Annotated in this window: 15 protein-coding genes; 7 read left to right on the top strand and 8 right to left on the bottom strand. The window is 62.0% G+C overall.

Annotated elements, in window-relative coordinates; genetic code table 11:
* Positions 1-47: 47 nt before the first annotated feature.
* Both WBQ96_RS20125 and WBQ96_RS20120 read left to right on the top strand, forming a co-directional pair.
* Positions 48-2099, top strand: coding sequence for an elongation factor G (locus WBQ96_RS20125; protein WP_336553159.1), 2052 nt, complete (start codon positions 48-50; stop codon positions 2097-2099).
* A gap of 907 nt (positions 2100-3006) precedes the next feature.
* Complete coding sequence (locus tag WBQ96_RS20120; RefSeq protein ID WP_336553162.1) at positions 3007-3507, top strand: methyltransferase family protein; 501 nt, start codon at positions 3007-3009, stop codon at positions 3505-3507.
* Positions 3508-3568: 61 nt separating this feature from the next.
* Here WBQ96_RS20120 and WBQ96_RS20115 read toward each other — a convergent pair whose 3' ends face one another.
* Both WBQ96_RS20115 and trxB read right to left on the bottom strand, forming a co-directional pair.
* A complete protein-coding gene (locus WBQ96_RS20115) occupies positions 3569-4465 on the bottom strand; it encodes a LysR family transcriptional regulator (protein WP_165116477.1) in 897 nt (298 codons plus the stop codon).
* A gap of 131 nt (positions 4466-4596) precedes the next feature.
* Positions 4597-5571, bottom strand: a complete 975-nt coding sequence (gene trxB / locus WBQ96_RS20110; RefSeq protein WP_336553164.1) for a thioredoxin-disulfide reductase — start codon at positions 5569-5571, stop codon at positions 4597-4599.
* A gap of 258 nt (positions 5572-5829) precedes the next feature.
* Here trxB and WBQ96_RS20105 point away from each other — a divergent pair, with 258 nt between their 5' ends.
* From WBQ96_RS20105 to WBQ96_RS20095, 3 genes are read left to right on the top strand one after another with little or no spacing between them, the layout of a single operon-like run.
* Positions 5830-6312, top strand: a complete 483-nt coding sequence (locus WBQ96_RS20105) for an Lrp/AsnC family transcriptional regulator (protein WP_091913399.1) — start codon at positions 5830-5832, stop codon at positions 6310-6312.
* A 31-nt stretch (positions 6313-6343) separates the two neighbouring features.
* The gene (locus WBQ96_RS20100) at positions 6344-6958 is read left to right on the top strand and encodes a hypothetical protein (RefSeq protein ID WP_336553167.1); all 615 of its coding nucleotides are present in this window, start codon (positions 6344-6346) and stop codon (positions 6956-6958) included.
* 57 nt (positions 6959-7015) lie between these two features.
* Positions 7016-7717: a glycosyltransferase gene (locus tag WBQ96_RS20095; protein WP_336553169.1), complete on the top strand. Its 702-nt coding sequence runs from the start codon at positions 7016-7018 to the stop codon at positions 7715-7717.
* Positions 7718-7786: 69 nt separating this feature from the next.
* Here the strand turns inward: WBQ96_RS20095 and WBQ96_RS20090 are convergent, their stop codons facing one another.
* The 4 genes from WBQ96_RS20090 to greA all read right to left on the bottom strand — a co-directional run bounded on the left by WBQ96_RS20090 (position 7787) and on the right by greA (position 11108).
* Positions 7787-8671: a glycosyltransferase family 8 protein gene (locus WBQ96_RS20090; RefSeq protein ID WP_336553171.1), complete on the bottom strand. Its 885-nt coding sequence runs from the start codon at positions 8669-8671 to the stop codon at positions 7787-7789.
* A gap of 109 nt (positions 8672-8780) precedes the next feature.
* The gene (locus WBQ96_RS20085; RefSeq protein WP_336553174.1) at positions 8781-9524 is read right to left on the bottom strand and encodes a glycosyltransferase family 25 protein; all 744 of its coding nucleotides are present in this window, start codon (positions 9522-9524) and stop codon (positions 8781-8783) included.
* On the bottom strand, positions 9521-10561 hold the full coding sequence (locus WBQ96_RS20080) for a glycosyltransferase family 4 protein (RefSeq protein ID WP_336553441.1): 1041 nt from the start codon (positions 10559-10561) through the stop codon (positions 9521-9523). The genes WBQ96_RS20085 and WBQ96_RS20080 overlap by 4 nt, the downstream gene beginning before the upstream one ends.
* A 73-nt stretch (positions 10562-10634) precedes the next feature.
* The gene (gene greA, locus WBQ96_RS20075) at positions 10635-11108 is read right to left on the bottom strand and encodes a transcription elongation factor GreA (protein WP_165116486.1); all 474 of its coding nucleotides are present in this window, start codon (positions 11106-11108) and stop codon (positions 10635-10637) included.
* A 324-nt stretch (positions 11109-11432) separates the two neighbouring features.
* Here greA and WBQ96_RS20070 point away from each other — a divergent pair, with 324 nt between their 5' ends.
* Positions 11433-12578, top strand: a complete 1146-nt coding sequence (locus tag WBQ96_RS20070) for a PQQ-dependent sugar dehydrogenase (protein ID WP_336553177.1) — start codon at positions 11433-11435, stop codon at positions 12576-12578.
* 61 nt (positions 12579-12639) lie between these two features.
* Here the strand turns inward: WBQ96_RS20070 and WBQ96_RS20065 are convergent, their stop codons facing one another.
* Positions 12640-13173 (bottom strand): tetratricopeptide repeat protein, encoded by a 534-nt coding sequence (locus WBQ96_RS20065; RefSeq protein WP_336553179.1) that lies wholly within the window; start codon positions 13171-13173, stop codon positions 12640-12642.
* Between the two features lie 363 nt (positions 13174-13536).
* On the opposite strand from WBQ96_RS20065, the gene WBQ96_RS20060 reads away from it, so the two are divergent.
* A complete protein-coding gene (locus tag WBQ96_RS20060) occupies positions 13537-14433 on the top strand; it encodes a DMT family transporter (protein ID WP_336553180.1) in 897 nt (298 codons plus the stop codon).
* 8 nt (positions 14434-14441) lie between these two features.
* Here WBQ96_RS20060 and WBQ96_RS20055 read toward each other — a convergent pair whose 3' ends face one another.
* Positions 14442-14792, bottom strand: coding sequence for a DMT family protein (locus tag WBQ96_RS20055; RefSeq protein ID WP_091913254.1), 351 nt, complete (start codon positions 14790-14792; stop codon positions 14442-14444).
* Positions 14793-14873 lie beyond the last annotated feature (81 nt).

Raw genomic sequence — 14873 nt, 5'->3', positions numbered from 1 at the left:
CCGGCCGCCGCCTCGGTGTCAACACGTGAGGAGGAGGTCGCCAGACCATGGGAAATCGCGCCGGAGGAAGACGCACGGGACCGAAATGCATTGCCATCGTCGGTCCCTTTGCAAGCGGAAAAACAACCCTTCTTGAAGCCATACTTGCCCGAACGGGCACCATAGCCCGCCAGAACCCGGTCTCATCGGGAAACACCGTCTCAGATCATTCCGCCGAAGCACGCGCGCATGCCATGAGCGTCGAGGCAACCTTCGCCACCACCGAGTTCATGGGCGACAGCCTGACCTTCGTCGATTGCCCCGGCTCGATCGAATTCGCCTTCGAGGCCGAACCGGTTCTGGCTGCCTGCGACCTCGCCGTCGTGGTCGCGGAAGCCGACGAGAAGAAGATACCAGCCCTGCAACTCATCATGCGCAAGCTCGACGAACTCGGCGTGCCGCGCATCCTGTTTCTCAACAAGGTCGACAAGGCGATCGCCGGTGTGCGCGAAACGCTGAAGATGCTGCAGCCGGCAAGCACCGCGCCTCTGCTGCTGCGCCAGATACCACTGCGCAAGGACAACATCGTCATCGGCTCGATCGACCTGGCGCTGGAGCGCGCCTACATCTACCGCGAATATGCCGAGAGCGAGGTCGCCGAGATTCCGGGCGACGAGAAGGCGCGCGAGATCGAGGCGCGTTTTTCCATGCTTGAAACACTGGCCGATCATGACGACCAGCTGATGGAGCAGCTGCTGGAAGAGATCGAGCCGCCCAAGGATGCCGTCTTCGACGACCTGTCGGCCGACCTGCGCGATGGCTCGGTCACGCCCGTTCTCATCGGCACCGCCGAGAAGGGCAACGGCGTGCTGCGCCTCCTGAAGGCGATCCGCCACGATGCGCCCGACATCGCGGCGACGCGCAAACGGCTCGGCGCGCCGGATGGTGCTGCTACCCTCGTCCAGGTCATGAAGACCATCCACACCGCCCATGGCGGCAAGCTGTCCATCGCGCGCATCCTCTCGGGCAGCGTTGCCGACGGCACCGAACTGTTCCTCCAGGACGGCGCCAGCGCCAAGGTGTCCGGCATCTACCGGATGCTCGGAAAGGACCAGGCCAAGCAGCCCTCGGCCAAGGCCGGCGATACTGTCGCGCTGGGCAAGCTCGAGGGCGTGCACACCGGACAGACGCTGACGTCTGCCAAGGGCGGCACCGCGCCCCTCATCGCCCTGGAGGCGCCACAGCCGGTCTATGCCTTCGCGCTGCGGCCGAAGGAGCGCAAGGACGAGGTGAAGATGTCGGCGGCAATCCAGCGGCTCGCCGAGGAAGACCCCTCGCTCGGCCTGCGCCACCAGCAGGATTCGAGCGAGACGGTGCTGTCCGGCCACGGCGAGATGCATCTGCGCGTCACGGTCGAGCGGCTGGAGGGCAAGAACCAGATCGCCGTCGAAGGCCACACGCCGGCCGTGCCCTATCGCGAGACGATCCGCAAAGGCGTCCAGCAGCGCGGCCGCCACAAGAAGCAGTCGGGCGGCCATGGCCAGTTCGGCGATGTCGTGGTCGAGATCAAACCCCTGCCCCGCGGCTCGGGCTTCCAGTTCAGCGACACCATCACCGGTGGCGTGGTGCCCAAGACCTATATCCAGTCGGTCGAAACAGGCGTGCGCGATTATCTGAAAACCGGCCCGCTCGGCTTTCCGGTGGTCGATGTCGCGGTCAACCTGTCGGACGGCTCCTACCATGCGGTCGATTCCTCCGACATGGCATTCCAGATGGCCGCCAAGCTCGCCATGAAGGAGGGCATGGCCGCCTGCTCGCCGGTGCTGCTCGAACCCGTGATGAAGGTCGAGATCTTCACGCCCTCGGACGCGACGGCCAAGATCACCGGCATCGTGCCGCAGCGGCGCGGGCAGATCCTCGGCTATGACGCACGGCCCGGCTGGCCGGGCTGGGATGTGGTGGAGGCGACCATGCCGCAAGCCGAGATCGGCGATCTCATCATCGAGCTGCGCTCGGCCACCGCCGGCGTTGCCAGCTACCGTGCCGGTTTCGACCACATGGCCGAACTGACCGGAAGGCTGGCCGACGAGGCGATGAACGCCAACGGCAAGGCTGCATAAAGCAAATGGTGAAAAGCAAAACGGCGCCTGGACCAACATCCAGACGCCGTCTTTGCGGACCGTACCGCCCATGGGGAGTGGGTGGGGAGGAAAAGCGGCACGTCAGGTCCGCCGCAACACTTTCCGATACGACTGCGCCCCGAAACATGTGGCGCGAAACTGGCTGGACGCGACGGCTGCCTAAGCCCTGGTCCAGCCGAGTGATGCCCCCATCTCCCGGCGGCCCAACGCCGCGTCCTGAACAATGCCTAGCAAATTCGAAACCCGTGCGGCACGTTACCGGGGGTTACATGTCACTGTTACGTCGCCGGCCCTTTTCGCTGCAAGGATTCGCAGCGTCACGTTACGCGTCATATGCGCTCCCATACAGCGAAGGTAACGCACGAAGACAGCCTGCGCGTTCACAAACACGAGAGCGACGTTCTCGAAATCAGGAGAGTGGCCGTGCGTTCCCTTCAGTGCTGAAGGATGCGGCCTGCGGGAAACCAATGGCGCAATCACCCACCCCTCAAAGCAAATACCGTGGGCTGGCCGAGCCGACGCCAGACAACAAAAAAGCCGGATCTGAAAGACCCGGCTGAGTTTGATTGGAAGTGCCGATTAAGGCTAAACCTCCAGAGGGGAACACTCTCGGGCGCTAATGGGAGGAGGAACGCGCCCAGGAGATGATTGTTATATGCGCCTCTCCTGCCCAAGAAACAAGCAAAAACCTTGCAAGGCTGCCATGCAAAATGACGCAGGCTGTGGTCCAATCGTCGAGGCGAAGGCATAGGACCAAGGGAATCCAAGGAGAAAACAGGCTCGACCGTTCGTTTTCGAAATCCCGCAGGCTTGCAGTCCGAAGAGGAACAGGCGAGACTTCTTGCCTATTTTATAGACACCGACGAAAAGGGGCTAAGTTTTACGCATGCGCAAGCCATCCGCGATTGCAGGCAGTGTGCTCTTCCTGATCCTGGCTCCAGGTGTTGTGGCCGGGCTGCTGCCCTGGCTGCTCAGCGACCGCTATGGCCTGCCGTTCTCTTCCATTGCCGGTTTCGTCGCAGCGGGATCGCTGCTCATCATTGCCGGACTGGCAGTGCTGCTCCACGCATTTTCCCGCTTTGCGCTCGAAGGATCAGGCACGCCTGCCCCCGTCGCGCCGACCGAGAAACTGGTTGTCGGCGGCATCTACCGTTATGTCCGCAATCCTATGTACGTCGCCGTGCTGTCGATCATCCTTGGACAGGCGTTGATCTTCGCGCACTGGCCGCTGGCCGCCTACGCATTCGTCGCCGGCGCAGCCATGTTCGCCTTCGTCAAATCCTACGAGGAGCCGACGCTGGCGCGCCGCTACGGCGCTTCATACCAAGTCTACCGCCGCGCGGTCCCCGGCTGGTGGCCGCGCTTCACGCCATGGAGAGACGGATAAGCAATTCCAGGAAAAGTGTGCCGCGGTTTTCCGTCCGGAATTGCGCAAAAAACAAGACGGATCAGAACGACCAGCTTCGCGCTTTGGCGATGACGAAGTCGCGGAAGACATGCAGCTTCGCCTGGTTCTTCATCGCGTCCGGATAAGCCAGATAGGTGTCGAAGGACGGCACCTCGGTCTGCGGCAGAACCTGGACGAGTTCGGTGTCCTTGTTCACCAGATAGTCCGGCAGCATGGCAATGCCCGCCCCCGTTTGCACCGCCCGCCGGATCGACAGCAGGTCGTTGATCTGCAGATTGGCCACGCGCTGCCCGCCCTCGAAATCGCCGACCGTCTCCAGCCAGTTCAGCTCGCTCAGATGCGACGGCACCGGCAGTCCGAACGTCACGATGCGATGCTTCTTCAACTCAGCCATCGTGTCGGGCTTGCCGTATTTGTTGATGTAGGCCGGCGAGGCGTAGAGGTGGAAATGCACGGTGAACAGCCGGCGCTGGATCAGATCCGGCTGCTGCGGCTGCCTCAACCTGATCGCACAGTCGGCCTGCCGCATGGTCAGGTCCAGTTCCTCATTGGCGAGGATCAGTTGCAGGTTGATTTCCGGATAGAGTTCAAGAAATTCCTGCACCCGCTCCGTCAGCCAGCCGGCGCCCAGTCCAACCGTCGTCGTCACCTTGAGCACGCCGGACGGACGGTCCTTGGCCTCGGTCAACCGGGTCTTGATCGATTCCAGCTTCATCAGCACGTCATGCGCCGTGCGAAACAGCATCTCGCCCTGTTCGGTCAGCACCAGCCCACGCGCATGGCGATGGAACAGCGGCACACCAACATCGTGCTCCAGCGCGCTCACCTGCCGCGAGATCGCCGATTGCGAAAGACGCAACGTCTCGGCCGCATGTGTGAACGAACCCGCCTCCGCCGCAGCGTGAAACACGCGTAGCTTATCCCAATCCAGTGCCATGGTTCCCCTCGTTCCGCCGGCCCTTATTTATACTCCCGAAGTTGCAGGCTTTTGGACAAGAATGCGTCAAAACAACGATTTAGAGCGCAACCCTGATTCAATCCACAAACATTGGGGCCGGTCTGTTCCGCTTATTCCGCCGCTTCTCTGTGCACCTCGATGCCTGCCAGATACTTTTCCGCTTCCAGTGCCGCCATGCAGCCAAGCCCTGCGGCCGTCACCGCCTGGCGATAGATATCGTCGGTCACGTCGCCCGCCGCAAACACGCCCGGCACGTCGGTGCGCGTCGAGTCGGGCGCGGTCCACAGATAGCCGTTCGGCTTCTGCTTGAGCTTGCCGACGAACAGTTCCACCGCCGGTGCATGGCCGATCGCCACGAACACGCCGTCGACCTTCAAATGGCTTTCCTCGCCGGTGACGGCGTTGCGAAGCTTCAGTCCGTCGGCAGAAGGCGGCATCGGCGCCTTGCCCGGCTGGCCGGTGATCTCGTCGACGACCGTGTCCCAGATGACCTTGATGTTGTCCTTGGCAAACAGCCTGTCGCGCAGGATGCGTTCGGCGCGGAAATCGTTGCGCCGGTGGATCACCGTCACGCTCTTGGCCAGGTTGGACAGATAGAGCGCTTCCTCGACCGCCGAATTGCCGCCGCCGATCACCGCGACGTCCTTGCCGCGATAGAAGAAACCGTCGCAGGTGGCGCAGGCCGAAACGCCGAAGCCCATATAGGTCTGCTCGCTCGGAATGCCGAGCCACTTGGCCTGCGCGCCGGTGGCGATGACCAGCGCGTCGCAGGTGTATTCCGTGCCCGAATCGCTCTTCAGCCGGAACGGCCGCACGTCGAGATTGACCTCGGTGATCAGGTCGTTGACGATTTCAGTGCCGACATGCTCGGCCTGCTTCAGCATCTGCTCCATCAGCCACGGACCCTGGATCGGATCGCCGAAGCCCGGATAGTTCTCGACATCGGTGGTGATCATCAGCTGGCCGCCCTGCTGCATGCCGGCGACCAGCACCGGCTTGAGCATGGCGCGGGCGGCATAGATCGCGGCCGTATATCCGGCCGGACCGGAACCGATGATGAGAACAGGCGCGTGTTTGGTCGTCATGGGACAGCCTTCGTAAACTGGAAACGGCAGAGCGATTTCAACGAAATAGTGCCATTAATCTAGGTGTTGCCGGGTGTGGCAGCAAGGCAACGAATCGATAGTCCCCGGAAAGCTTTGCCCCGCGCCCGTTCATGCCTGCCGTTTCGGCCTCGACCTGCCGGGAAAATTTCCTTCTTCCGGGGCCTGACGGAAGCAATCTTATAGTTTAATTACACGATCGCGACAGATTCTTGCGCCCAACGCACCGAAAGGACAATGATGCCTCTCAAGGCCGATCTCGACGCTATCGACTGGAAAATCCTGCGCGAACTGCAGGACGAGGGTCGCATGACCAATGTCGAATTGTCGCGGCGCGTCGGCATCTCCGCTCCGCCCTGCTTGCGGCGGGTCAAGCGGCTGGAAGATTCGGGCATCATCCGCGGCTATCGCGCTCTGCTCAACAGCCCGGCGCTGGGGCTCGATGTCGTCGCCTTCTGCCTTGTCGGCCTGCATCATCACGCCGAGGTCGAACTGAAATCCTTCGCCGACCGCACGCGCCTGTGGCCGATAGTGCGCCAGGCCTGGATGGTGTCGGGCGATTCCGACTTCCTGCTCCATTGTGTCGCCAGCGACCTCGCCGCGTTCCAGGCCTTCGTCATCGAGGACCTCACCTCGACGCCCAATGTCGACACCGTGCGCACCGCGCTCACCATCCGCCAGGTCAAGGACGAGGGCGTGGTGGCGATCGGCGATCGGACCTGACCGCCTTATGCCGTCCGCGCCGTCAAAACGAATGGTTATCGTCGGCAACGGCCCGCTGTCCCGCGACTTTTCCGCCGAGGTCGACAGCGCCGATTTCGTCATCCGCTTCAACGAGCCGAAAGCCTCGATCGGCATGAGCGGGGTCCGCACCGACCGGCTGATCATGGCCAATTCCGGCAAGCCGATGCAGCGCCGGCTTGAAGATCCTGCACTGCTCGAATCGCCGATCTTCCGCGCGGCGAAGGAGCTGATGTTCGCCTATCACCCGCACATCATCGCGCGCTACTTCCGCCGACCCAACATCCTGTCGCGCCTGAAAGGCCGCCGCACCGACTGGACCTTGCCGGCGATCGAGAAATTCGGCGCTGCCGGCAAGGAAATCCGGATCATGCCGCCGCAATTCTACATGGAGGGCTGCCGCGTCCTCGGCGTGCCCGCCGACAAGATGCACGAGGTGTTTCCCAGCACCGGCTTTTTCGGTATCTGGCATGCGCTTGAGCATTATTCTGCCCAAGAGTGGCGTATAGAGGTCTGCGGCTTTACATGGCAGGGATGGCAACGTCATGCCTGGGCCGACGAGCAGCGCTGGGTTCGCGAACAGGTCGACCAGGGCCGCATTGTCCTCATCGACGAGGGCGTCAATTAGAGTTTTGTGGACGCAAATCTAAGTAGCCCCACATCGAGAAAGGAAACGGACATTCAGATGAGTGAAGCATTGAGAATCTTCATTGGCTGGGACTCCCGCGAGCCAATCGCCTACGAAGTCGCCAAGGCGACAGCCTTGAAAAATTCCTCCATCCCGCTCGATATCCAGCCGATCAAGCTCGACGATCTCGTCGCCAAGGGCCTGTATTCGCGCGATATAGACCCGCTGGCCTCCACCGAATTCACCTATTCCCGCTTCTTCACGCCGCATCTTGCCGGCTATGACGGCTGGGCGCTGTTCTGCGACTGCGATTTCCTGTTCTTCGGCGATCTCGCCGACCTCCGGAAGCGCCAGGACCCGTCAAAGGCCGTTCTGTGCGCCAAGCACGACTATCAGCCCAAGGATGGCGTGAAGATGGATGGCAAGGTGCAGACCAGCTATCCGCGCAAGAACTGGTCGTCCTTCATGTTCTTCAACTGCGCGCATCCCTCCACGCGCCAGCTGACCCCGGAATTGATCAACAGCCAGACCGGTGCCTATCTGCACCGCATGCAGTGGGCCGCCGACGATGAGATCGGCGACCTGCCGATCGAATGGAACTGGCTCGAAGGCTGGAACGAAAAGCCGGCCAAGGGCCTGCCCAATGCTGTCCACTTTACGAGCGGCGGCCCATGGTTCAAGGACTGGCAGGACGTCGACTACGGCGACGAGTGGCGCACTGAGGCGCTGAAGATCGACCCGGCTTTCAAACCGATCTGATCGAACCCCGATTTCATGGCGGGTATCAAGAGATGCTCGCCATGAAGTCTTTCAAGCCGGGCGTTAAACTCATTCTTCGCCAGCCGAAGCGCTGACCGTACCGCGAATTCGCCCTTTGAGTGTTTTCCAACGCATCCGCAGGCTTCGCCGAAGCGCGGATACCGGACGCCGTGCCGCCCAGGGTGTCGCCGCCCGGTGACGATCGTAGATCTGTTTTGCCGGCCAGACGAAATCGGAGTGGAACGGTTTCCTCTTGCCTTTGAAGTGAAGGACAGCGGTCGCCTCGCATTCTTCCAGCGACAGCCCTTTCACACCGCGATTCCACGTGCCGGGGATCGCGGCCCAGTCGCCTCCGACAACATGGTTCAGGACGTCCTGATCGTGAAAATGGATCGGTCCCTTGCGGTTTGCCGCGTAATCCATGCAGCGCGGTCCCAGATCGCGGCGGCGCCATTCGTCGATATCGAACAGCAGCACGCCCGAGTTGAAATAAGGCGCGTCTGCCTGGCGCCCTATGCCGGCATTGATGGCCGCAAGCTTGTCCGGCGCAATGCTCGAACGCACCGCAGCAAGTGGCAGACCTTTCAGGTCGAACTCGCGCAGGAAGGCAAGGCTGTGGTTCACCACGACGTCGCAGTCGAGATAGAGCAGCCGTCCAGTGCGGTCATTCAGGAGGTCCGGCATGAGCATGCGCACATAGGCTACGGCGGTGATGTAGCGCGTCGTGCGCAACCGCCGCAGAGCGGCAAGTCGCTGCCCATCAAGATCGAAAAAGATGACCTTGATGCTTTGACCGGCACTTTCGCGCAGCCACTTCTTGTCCCGGTTGTTGAGCCCGGCCCCGAACAGCACCACTTCGCTGCCCGCTGAATCACCGTTTTTTGCAAGGGAAGCCAGCATGACGCCGGCCAATTCCGCATAATGATGATCGGTAGCACATGCGATAAGCATCATCCTCCCGTCCTGAGTTTGTTGCCTGACCCTCAAGAATCTAGCGCGCCTCGCGGCGCTGCAAAGGCCGAATGGCCAAAGAAATTATTGCAGTGGTTTGAAGGTATGCCGGCTATGCGCGGCGCGGACGGTTTCGATACGACACGGCACGCAGGGAGAGCCGGTAGGCCGCCCGCTTGATCTCGCGCGAAATCACCTCGCCAAGCGGCTTCGACTTCTTCTGCACCACCGTTCCGCCGAGCAGATGATCGATCTGGCGAATGCAGACAGGTGAAACCGAGAGAATGCGCGCCTTGGTCAGCCAGCGCATCTGGATGGTCGTATCGACCGGCCGGTCGAAAATCTCGGTCGCCTTCAGCAGCTCAGCCGCCGCATCGCGCCCGACAAGCTGCATCTGCATGCCCAGCCCGACATGATCCGGCTCGACCAGCATCGCGCCGGTCCAGCCCGCCACCTCCCGACCCTTGTCGGTATGGGCGCGATAGGGAAAACGGATGTAGTCGCCGGGCTTGATCGTCTTCAGCGCCATGCTCAGCGCCTCGCGAAACGCTTCTCCCTCCGGCTGGACATCGTCTTCGACGATCAACCCGGCATCGAGCCCGCGATCGACGATCTCCTGCCATGCCCTGCGGTGCGACAGGAAGCACCCGACTTCGGCAGCGCGAAGCTCGAAAGGGTAGCGCGGACGATGCACGTTGCGGCGATAGACAGCATCAATGTCGCTCTCGCTCAGCTTCAGCCCGTCAACCGCGTCGATGACATTGACCGTCAACGGAAGCGTGGCCTTCAGCGCCTCGACCTGTGGCCGCCGCCCTTCGGCACGCTGAAGATGGATGATGAAGGCTTGCGCGTTCATCGCATGGCCCAGACATGGTCATAGACGCGGCGCACGCCCTCGGCCTCGCGCTCGAGCGGAAACCGCGCCCTGACTTCGGCCAGCGCGTTCAAACTGTGAGCCTCGGTCAAAGCTGGATCGGCAAGATATGGCCTGATCGCCTCCCGCAGCGCATTACCGTCACCGGCCGGCACCAGCGCGCCGGTCTCGCCCTGCACGATCATTTCGGCATAGGCACCCGCATCGCTCGCCACCACCGCCGTCTGCGAGGCCATCGCCTCCAGCGGCGTCAGCCCGAAACCTTCATTGCGCGACGGCGCGACATAGAGCGAGACGCGGCGATACCACGGCTTGATGTCGTCCACCTCGCCGAGAAACCGGATGCGGTCGGTAAGTCCCGCCTTGGCAATGCGCTCCTTGAGTTCATCGGCAAACGCCTTGTGTTCCGCCGTGACGCGGCCGGTTATCACCGCCGTCCAGTCCGGATGCTGCGGCAGCAGTGCGATCATTGCGTCCACGAACAGGTCGGTGCCCTTCTGGTGCCGCACGCGCCCGAAGCAACCGACAGCGTACTTGCCGGGCAAGCCGGACGCAGCAAACCCGTCGTCGTCGCTCACCGGGGGATGGAACACGTCGAGATCGACGCCGTGCATGACCACGCTATGGGGAACTTTCAGGAAACTGGCCGACTTCTCGCCGGTCGCGATCACCGCGTCCATCTGCCGGATCAGCCATTTGGTGAACGGCCGGTGGTCGCGTTGCGCAGCCGAAGTGAAGACGAGTTTCAAAGGCGCACGGAAGATATCCCGCAGCACCAGACCTGCGACCATTTCCGTATTGCGGCGCGCATGCCAGATGCGATCCCGGCCGGACTTCGGCCGCGTCCTCAGGCTGGGAAGCTGCCACCAGCGCATTTTCGGCAGGCTGTCGGGGAGGCCCGGACCAACTGTGACGATGCCAAGCGTGCGTGCCTGCACCGGCACAAGCTGGATGATCGTGCTCGTCACGCCGGAAAGGCGCTGCTTGAGATTGGGAGCGATGACCTCGACGGTCGACATGTCGGGCACAGCCGAGCGTCCGGCGGCAGCCGATGGGGCTGCCGCTGCACCCTTGGCGTTCATCCGGTTATCCTCAGATGAACTGGACTGCGACAACCTCATAGCCACGTGGCCCGCCGGGCGCGTTGACCTCGATGGTTTCGCCGACTTCCTTGCCAATCAGCGCCCGCGCGATCGGTGAGGAGATGGAGATGCGGCCGGACTTAACGTCGGCCTCCTGGTCGCCGACGATCTGGTAGGTCTTTTCCTCTTCGGTGTCCTCGTCGACGAGCCTGACGGTGGCGCCGAACTTGATCTTGTCGCCGGACAGCTTGGAGATATCGATGACTTCGGCGCGCGCGATCAGGTCCTCGAGTTCGTTGACCCGGCCCTCATTCAGGCTCTGCGACTCCTTGGCGGCATGATATTCGGCATTTTCCGAAAGGTCGCCATGCGAGCGCGCCTCCGAGATCGCCTCGATGATGCGCGGACGCTCGTCCTGTTGGCGCCACCGCAGCTCTTCCTTCAGCGTCGTGAATCCGGCGGCGGTCATCGGGACCTTGTTCATTTCAATCGGCCTTTCCTCAAATTACCTGCCCGTCGGAATCCTTCCTGAAAAGACGCGGGCGAGCACAAAAAGAAAACGGTCCGGCAGCCTTGGCCACAGGAACCGTCCTTACAGTTCCAATTAATATAGCGATCTTCTCACGTTTTTCACGTCAAAAAACGAACCCGGCAAAATTCTTGCACCGGCAGACGCTCCTTTCGCGGTTCTCCGGGCACCGGCACCTCACGCCGAGCTCACCGGCTTGTGATCAGCAAGGCGCAATGTTTACCCATCGCCGCGCCAGCCTGTCTTGCCAGAGTTGCGGCTTCGCCTACCTTGGGTAGCATGAGCCCGACAAAAACCCTTGCCAGCTCCGCCGTCCTGCTTGGCCTCCTTGCAGGATCAACCATCACTCCGGCCCTCGCCCAGCAGACATTCGAAACGCAGAAGGCCAAAATTCAGGCCGAAACCGTTGTGGATGGCCTCGAAAACCCATGGGGTCTCGCTTTCCTCCCTGATGGCGGGGTCATCGTGACGGAACGTGACGGTCGCATCCGCATCGTCACCGACGGCAAGCTGTCCGAGCCTGTAGCCGGAGTGCCGCAGGTCGCGGCAAGCGGACAGGGTGGGCTGCTCGATGTCGCACTGTCGCCCGACTTCGCCACCGATAATCTGATCTTCTTCTCCTATTCCGAACCCGGTGAAGGCGGCCAGGGCACGGCAGTGGCGCGCGCGAAACTCGTCCGCGACGGCGCAAGCGCAAAACTCGAAGATCTCACGGTCATCTTCTCCATGGCCAAGAAAACCGGCACGTCGCATCATTTCGGCTCGCGGCTGGTCTTTCAGCCGGACGGCACGCTGTTCATCACCACCGGCGATCGCGGCCAGGGCGATCGGTCGCAGGACATGCAGGACAGCGCAGGCGCGGTGATTCGCGTCAATGCCGACGGTTCGGTGCCCGCGGACAATCCTTATGCCGATGGCGCGAAAGCCCTCCCCATCCTCTGGTCGAAGGGCCACCGCAACGTCCAGGGCGCAACCTTCGATCCGGTCATAAACGCGCTGGTCACTGTCGAGCACGGCGCAAAGGGCGGCGACGAGATCAACTACCCCGAAGCCGGGAAGAACTATGGCTGGCCCGTCATCACCTACGGCGTCGATTATTCCGGCGCCAGGATCGGCACCGGCACCGAAGCGCCGGGCTTTGAGCAGCCGCAATTCTATTGGGACCCATCGATCGCGCCATCCGGCCTCGCCAGCTATCAGGGCGACATGTTCCCGGAATGGAAGGGCGATCTGCTGGTCGGCTCGCTGAAGTTCGGCCAGTTGTCCAGGCTCGAACGCGACGACACCGGCAAGATCACCGGCGAAGAACGCATGTTCGACGCAGATTTCGGCCGCATCCGCGACGTGAACGTGGCGCCCGACGGCTCGGTCTGGCTGCTCACCGACGAAAGCGACGGCGCAATCATCCGGCTGTCCGCCGGCTAGATGTCAAAAAGCCCGATCGCTTTCGCGATCGGGCTCTCACACCCCGCTCAACCGTGCCAGATCAGGACTTCGTCTTCTCGAAGGCGTCGATCTGCTTTGACAGCTCGGCATATTCCTCGCAGCCCTTGCCGCAGCGTTTTTCGATCTCCGAAAGCTGCTGGCGGGCCGATGCGACATCGCCAAGTTGCAGATGCGCCTCGCCGAGATATTCGCGCACCAGCGTGTAGTTCGGATCGGCCTTCAGCGCTTCCTGGTAGTAACCGAGCCCGACAGTCACGCGGCCCATCTTGCGGTGCGAATAGCCGAGATAGTTCAGGATGCGCGGATCGGATTTGTTTGCGGCCAGGCTGAGCACGCTGATCGCCTCGCCATAACGACCGGCGAGCGCGAGCTGGCGTCCGGTCAGATAGAGGCTGTTGTCGTCGGTATAGCCGGCCTTCTGCTTGACGCATTTTTTCTTCGCCTGATCGTAGACTTGCCCCTTCGCGCAGGTCGGGACCTCCGCACCGCCGCCACCTGCGGCGAACACAGGCACGGCAAAGAGTGGAACTGCGACGATCAGCGAAGCCGCGTAGATGGCAATCCGGGTTTGCATGGAAAGTCCTCCTGAAAAGATCCGTTTTCCATACTAACGCATCGCATCCCCGCTTTCATCCCGACAAAATGCGGTAGAATTTTTCCGCCGGTTTGGCAGCGTTTTCCGCCAGCCGTGTGAAGCACTTCATATTCGGTGTGCCGCAATCGCTTTAGGTTTGAAGCCTAGGCCTCCCAGGCTTTCACTGCCCGTACCGGCTACCACCGTAACGGGCTTTTTTTTGACCTTCGGGCCGTTCGCTTCATTTCTTGCCGACCGGTCAGCCTGAACCCCTCATTGTCCCCCGCGTGGCTCATGCGGCCGCGCGCGGCGATGCTAAGACACGTTGGCGATATGCTCCAGCCTCCTGTAAATGCGCGTGAAATGACCCGAATTCAGGCCAATCTGCTTCTGCTGCTCGCCGGTGCCATCTGGGGCATGGGCTTTGTCGCCCAGTCGACGGCGATGGACGCGATCGGGCCGTTCCTGTTCACCGGCTTGCGCTTCGCGATGGCGACCCTGGCGATCCTGCCCTTCGCGCTGCGCGAATCCGGTCGGGCGGCAAGCCCGCTGACCACGCGCAACTGGCTCTCCTTTGGCTGGATCGGCCTGATGCTTTTCGGCGCCATCGTCTTCCAGCAGATCGGGCTGCTTTCCACCACGGTCACCAACTCCGGCTTCCTCACCGGTCTCTATGTGGTGATAACGCCGATATTCGCGGTCATCCTGTTCCGCAACTGGCCGCATCCCATCATCTGGCCCGCCGCGATCACGGCGATGGCCGGCATCTGGTTCCTGTCGGGCGGCGATACGACCGCCTTCAGCACGGGCGATTGGTTGACCGTGCTTGCTGCCGGCTTCTGCGCGCTCCAGCTCATCTTCATCGGCCGCGCGGCAGCGCCCACCGGCCGGCCCCTCACCCTTGCCCTTACGCAATCCGCCATCGTGGCCGTGCTCGGCCTGGCGATTGCACTCGCCGTCGAGCCTATCGAATGGCAGGCGATACGCCTTGCCTTGCCTGAAATCCTCTATGCGGGCATCTTTTCCGGCGGCCTTGCCTTCACGCTCCAGATCATCGGCCAGCGCTACACCACGGCCTCGCAGGCCGCGATTTTCCTGTCGTCCGAAGCGGTTTTCGCCGGCCTGTTCGGCGCGCTGTTCCTGGGCGAGCGCCTGCCCGCCACCGGTTTGCTAGGCTGCGGCCTGATCTTCATCGCGATCCTCGCCGTCGAGGTTCTGCCGGCGCTGTTTGCGAAACGGGCACCAGCCGAGACCGCCTGAAGGCTGGCTCAGCCTTTAAAAATAAACGCGGCGCCCCCCGCAATCAGCGCGAAGCCGATGACGTGGTTTATGGTCAGCGCTTCCTTCAGGTAAAACACCGAGAACACGGCAAACACCGTCAACGTCACCACCTCCTGGATGGTCTTCAGCTCGGCTGCCGAATAGACCGCGCTGCCGATGCGGTTGGCCGGCACTGCGAACCAGTATTCGAAGAAAGCGATCATCCAGCTGGCGATCACCGCGATGTAGATCGGCGAAGTTTTGTACTTCAGGTGCCCGTACCAGGCGAAGGTCATGAAGACGTTCGAGGCGACGAGCATCAGGATCGGCAGGATCTTGGGCGACAGCAGGGATGCCATGGGAGAAACCGTGTTGGAGGGAGCAGCCATTTCAATGGGAACCACGCCACTGTCAATGTCCGGCCGACGGCGGCGAAAGCC

Source organism: Mesorhizobium sp. CCNWLY176 (genome assembly GCF_037153935.1).
Classification (GTDB): domain Bacteria; phylum Pseudomonadota; class Alphaproteobacteria; order Rhizobiales; family Rhizobiaceae; genus Mesorhizobium_M; species Mesorhizobium_M zhangyense.
Note: the sequence above shows the minus strand (reverse complement) of the source record. Positions and strands in the feature narration are given on the sequence as shown.

Excerpts from the sequence above, each read along its gene's own strand:
- WBQ96_RS20125 (WP_336553159.1), top strand. The coding sequence starts at position 48 with ATGGGAAATCGCGCCGGAGGAAGACGCACGGGACCGAAATGCATTGCC.
- WBQ96_RS20120 (WP_336553162.1), top strand. The coding sequence starts at position 3,007 with ATGCGCAAGCCATCCGCGATTGCAGGCAGTGTGCTCTTCCTGATCCTG.
- WBQ96_RS20115 (WP_165116477.1), bottom strand. The coding sequence starts at position 4,465 with ATGGCACTGGATTGGGATAAGCTACGCGTGTTTCACGCTGCGGCGGAG.
- trxB (WP_336553164.1), bottom strand. The coding sequence starts at position 5,571 with ATGACGACCAAACACGCGCCTGTTCTCATCATCGGTTCCGGTCCGGCC.
- WBQ96_RS20105 (WP_091913399.1), top strand. The coding sequence starts at position 5,830 with ATGCCTCTCAAGGCCGATCTCGACGCTATCGACTGGAAAATCCTGCGC.
- WBQ96_RS20100 (WP_336553167.1), top strand. The coding sequence starts at position 6,344 with ATGGTTATCGTCGGCAACGGCCCGCTGTCCCGCGACTTTTCCGCCGAG.
- WBQ96_RS20095 (WP_336553169.1), top strand. The coding sequence starts at position 7,016 with ATGAGTGAAGCATTGAGAATCTTCATTGGCTGGGACTCCCGCGAGCCA.
- WBQ96_RS20090 (WP_336553171.1), bottom strand. The coding sequence starts at position 8,671 with ATGATGCTTATCGCATGTGCTACCGATCATCATTATGCGGAATTGGCC.
- WBQ96_RS20085 (WP_336553174.1), bottom strand. The coding sequence starts at position 9,524 with ATGAACGCGCAAGCCTTCATCATCCATCTTCAGCGTGCCGAAGGGCGG.
- WBQ96_RS20080 (WP_336553441.1), bottom strand. The coding sequence starts at position 10,561 with ATGTCGACCGTCGAGGTCATCGCTCCCAATCTCAAGCAGCGCCTTTCC.
- greA (WP_165116486.1), bottom strand. The coding sequence starts at position 11,108 with ATGAACAAGGTCCCGATGACCGCCGCCGGATTCACGACGCTGAAGGAA.
- WBQ96_RS20070 (WP_336553177.1), top strand. The coding sequence starts at position 11,433 with ATGAGCCCGACAAAAACCCTTGCCAGCTCCGCCGTCCTGCTTGGCCTC.
- WBQ96_RS20065 (WP_336553179.1), bottom strand. The coding sequence starts at position 13,173 with ATGCAAACCCGGATTGCCATCTACGCGGCTTCGCTGATCGTCGCAGTT.
- WBQ96_RS20060 (WP_336553180.1), top strand. The coding sequence starts at position 13,537 with ATGACCCGAATTCAGGCCAATCTGCTTCTGCTGCTCGCCGGTGCCATC.
- WBQ96_RS20055 (WP_091913254.1), bottom strand. The coding sequence starts at position 14,792 with ATGGCATCCCTGCTGTCGCCCAAGATCCTGCCGATCCTGATGCTCGTC.